We start from the raw sequence: 3649 nt of genomic DNA on the forward strand, positions 1-3649 counted from the left end.
GCAGCAATGACTCACCTGGCGGCCGCACACCATGCTCCCTTCCCCTGATCCCCTTTTGTGCGATGTCGCGCTGCTCTACCGCCAGCAGCACAGCTGGTTGACGCGCTGGCTCAGGCAGCGCCTGAATTGCTCGCAAAGCGCAGCGGACCTGGCCCAAGACACCTTCATCCGGCTGTTGAACAAGGAGCAGGTGCCGCAACTGCATGCGCCGCGTACCTTTCTGGCCAAGGTGGCGCAGAGCGTGTTGTGCAACCACTACCGGCGGCAAAAGCTCGAACGCGCCTACCTTGAGGCGCTGGCGACGCTGCCTGAGCCGGTGGTGCCAAGCCTGGAGACCCAGGCGATCCTGCTGGAAACCCTGATCGCCCTCGACGCGGCCCTCGATGGCCTGGAGCGCCCGGTGCGCGAGGCGTTCCTGTTGTCGCAGGTGGATGGCCTGGGGCACGCCGAAATCGCGCAACGGCTGGCTGTGTCGATCACCACGGTCAAGCGCTACATCATCAAGGCAGGTGCACTGTGCATCATGCTCGACCACAGCCTGGACCTGCCATGAACGGCCAGGGCGCAACGTCGATCCCGGGCGAGGTGGCTGAGCAGGCCATGCACTGGCACCTCGAACTGCAAGAGCCGGCCGTCAGTGCCGCCACCCTGGCCGCCTGCATGAGCTGGCGCCAGGCGCACCCGCTGCATGAACATGCCTGGCAACGGACCCAAGTGTTTGCCCAACGCCTGCGCGAAATGCGCAGCCCAGGCCAGCGCCCCTTGGCCCATGCGGCGCTGCGGCCGCAGCAGTCGCGGCGCACTGCGCTCAAGCAGCTGTCGCTGCTGATGGCCGCAGGCGCAGGGGCCTGGTACCTGAAGGACGCCGCGCTGGTACAAGACTGGCGCGCCGATTACCACAGCCGCATCGGCGAGCAGCGGCGCCTGACCCTGGCCGATGGCACCCAGGTACAGCTGAACACCGACAGCGCCCTCAATGTGGCATTCGACCAGCAGGCACGCCGCCTGAGGCTGCTGCGCGGCGAGATGCTGATCACCCGCCCCGCCCTCGCCGATAGCCGCCCGCTGTGGGTGGACACCGAGCACGGCCGCCTTGAGTCGACGCTGGCGCAGTTCAATGTGCGGCTGCACGCCCAACACACCCAGGCCACCGTGTATCAGGGCAGCGTGGCGCTGCAACCTGCCCTGCATGCCCACCCGCCCATCCTGCTGGGCGCCGGTGAACAGGCCAGTTTCAACCAGCAGGGCTTGCTGGCGCGGCAGGCCGTGGCCGCTGTCGCCCCCGCCTGGAGCCACGGCATGCTGGTTGCTCAAGGCCAGTCCCTGGCTGCGTTTATCGAAGACCTGGGCCGCTATCGCCGCGGGCACCTGGCCTGCGACCCGGCCTTGGCCGGCCTGCGTGTATCCGGCACGTTCCCGCTGGAAAACACCGACAAGATCATTGCTGCCGTGGCGGATACCTTGCAGTTGGAGGTGCAGCATTTCACCCGCTACTGGGTGACATTCAAGCCGCGCATGGCCTGACGCAAAAAAAATTGCGCAGGGGTGGTCCGATTTCGCGTCTCACGAGACTTAACCCTCAGCACTTCAAATCAATGGGGGAACACTTGTGAATCGCACCGCACGCAAACGCCAGGGCTGGCAACGCTCAGTCTCGCAGAAACTCGCCGGCGCCGTGGTCCAGGGCATCGCTTGCATGGGCGCAAGCGCCCCGCTGCTGCTGATGCCCGCCTGGGCCACGGCCGCCGCACAGGCGCAGGCAGACTTCGACATCCCCGCAGGCCCCCTGGCACCGGCATTGGCCCGCTTCGGCCAGAGTGCGCACATTCTGCTGTCCTACCCCACCGCATTAACCGAGGGCCGCAGCACTTCCGGGCTTGCTGGCCGCTTCGACATCGACCAGGGCCTGGTGATACTGCTCGCCGGCACAGGGCTTGAGGCCAGCCGCGGCGCCAACGGCAGCTACTCGCTGCAAGCCAGTGCCAGCACAGGCGCCCTGGAGCTGAGCGCGGTGTCCATTTCTGGCAAGGCGCCAGGCTCGACCACAGAAGGCACCGGGCTCTACACCACCTACTCGTCGAGCAGCTCGACGCGCCTCAACCTCACCCCACGCGAGACGCCACAATCGCTCACGGTGATGACCCGCCAGCGCCTGGACGACCAACGCCTGACCAACCTCACCGACGCACTGGAAGCCACCCCAGGCATCACCGTGGTGCGCGATGGCCTTGGCTCGGAAAGCGACTCGTACTGGTCGCGCGGCTTTGCCATTCAGAACTACGAGGTCGACGGCGTTCCGACCAGCACCCGCCTGGACAACTACTCGCAAAGCATGGCGATGTTCGACCGTGTCGAAATCGTGCGCGGCGCCACCGGCCTGATCAGCGGCATGGGCAACCCTTCGGCGACGATCAACCTCATCCGTAAACGCCCGACTGCCGAGGCCCAGGCCAGCATCACCGGCGAGGCCGGTAACTGGGACCGCTACGGCACAGGTTTCGACGTGTCCGGGCCGCTGACCGAAACCGGCAACATTCGCGGGCGCTTCGTCGCCGACTACAAAACCGAAAAAGCCTGGATCGACCGCTACAACCAGCAGTCGCAGCTGATGTATGGCATTACCGAATTCGACCTCAGCGAAGACACCTTGCTGACGGTGGGCTTCAGCTACCTGCGCAGCGACATCGACTCGCCCCTGCGCTCCGGCCTGCCCACACGCTTCTCGACCGGTGAGCGCACCAACCTCAAACGTTCGCTCAACGCCGCGCCGGACTGGTCCTACAACGACCACGAGCAGACCAGCTTCTTCACCTCCATCGAACAGCAACTGGGCAACGGTTGGAGCGGCAAGATCGAGCTCACCCATGCCGAGAACAAGTTCGACGAACTGTTCAACTTTGCCATGGGTGAGCTGAACCCGGATGGCAGCGGCCTGTCGCAGTTGCCGGTGCGCTTCTCGGGCACGCCGCGCCAGGACAACCTCGACCTGTACGCTACCGGGCCGTTCAGCCTGTTCGGCCGCGAGCACGAACTGATCACCGGCATGACCCTGTCCCAGTACCGGGAAAACACCCCGAGCTGGGGCGGCTGGCGCTATGACTACGCCGGCTCCCCCGCAGGGGCCATCGACAACCTGTTCAACTGGGATGGCAAGTCGGCCAAGCCGGCCTTCGTCGAAAGTGGCAAGTCGTCGATCGACGAAGACCAGTATGCGGCGTACCTGACCTCGCGTTTCAGCGTCACCGACGACCTCAGCCTGATCCTCGGCAGCCGCCTGATCAACTGGAAACGCGACACCTCGGACCGGCCTTATGGCGGTGAGGAAACCGAAGTGAATCGTGAGGAAAACGGCGTCTTCATCCCCTATGCTGGCGTGGTCTACGACCTGGACGACACCTGGTCGCTGTACGCCAGCTACACCAAGATCTTCAACCCGCAAGGGTCGTGGGTCACCGACGAGAGCAACAAACCGCTCGACCCCATGGAAGGCGTAGGCTACGAGATCGGCATCAAGGGCACTCACCTGGATGGCAAGCTCAACTCCAGCCTCGCGGTGTTCAAGCTGGAGCAGGACAACCTGGCCATCTGGCAACACGACAACGTCTACAGCGCCGAACAGGACACCACCTCCAAGGGCATCGAGCTGGAG

The 3649-nt window shown here is 64.9% G+C and carries 3 protein-coding genes; all 3 read left to right on the forward strand.

Annotation, left to right across the window (positions count from 1 at the left end; genetic code table 11):
- Positions 1 to 31 precede the first annotated feature (31 nt).
- Entirely contained in the window at positions 32 to 553 is a 522-nt protein-coding gene (locus NP534_RS26140; RefSeq protein WP_274100649.1) for a sigma-70 family RNA polymerase sigma factor, read from the forward strand.
- A complete protein-coding gene (locus tag NP534_RS26145) occupies positions 550 to 1524 on the forward strand; it encodes a FecR domain-containing protein (RefSeq protein ID WP_274100650.1) in 975 nt (324 codons plus the stop codon). Before NP534_RS26140 ends, NP534_RS26145 begins: the two co-directional genes overlap by 4 nt.
- Before the next feature lie 172 nt (positions 1525 to 1696).
- Positions 1697 to 3649 (forward strand): TonB-dependent siderophore receptor (locus NP534_RS26150; RefSeq protein ID WP_443201104.1); only part of this gene is annotated, 1953 nt, incomplete at its 3' end.

This window comes from Pseudomonas sp. 39004 (assembly GCF_028682155.1).
GTDB classification, from domain to species: domain Bacteria; phylum Pseudomonadota; class Gammaproteobacteria; order Pseudomonadales; family Pseudomonadaceae; genus Aquipseudomonas; species Aquipseudomonas capeferrum.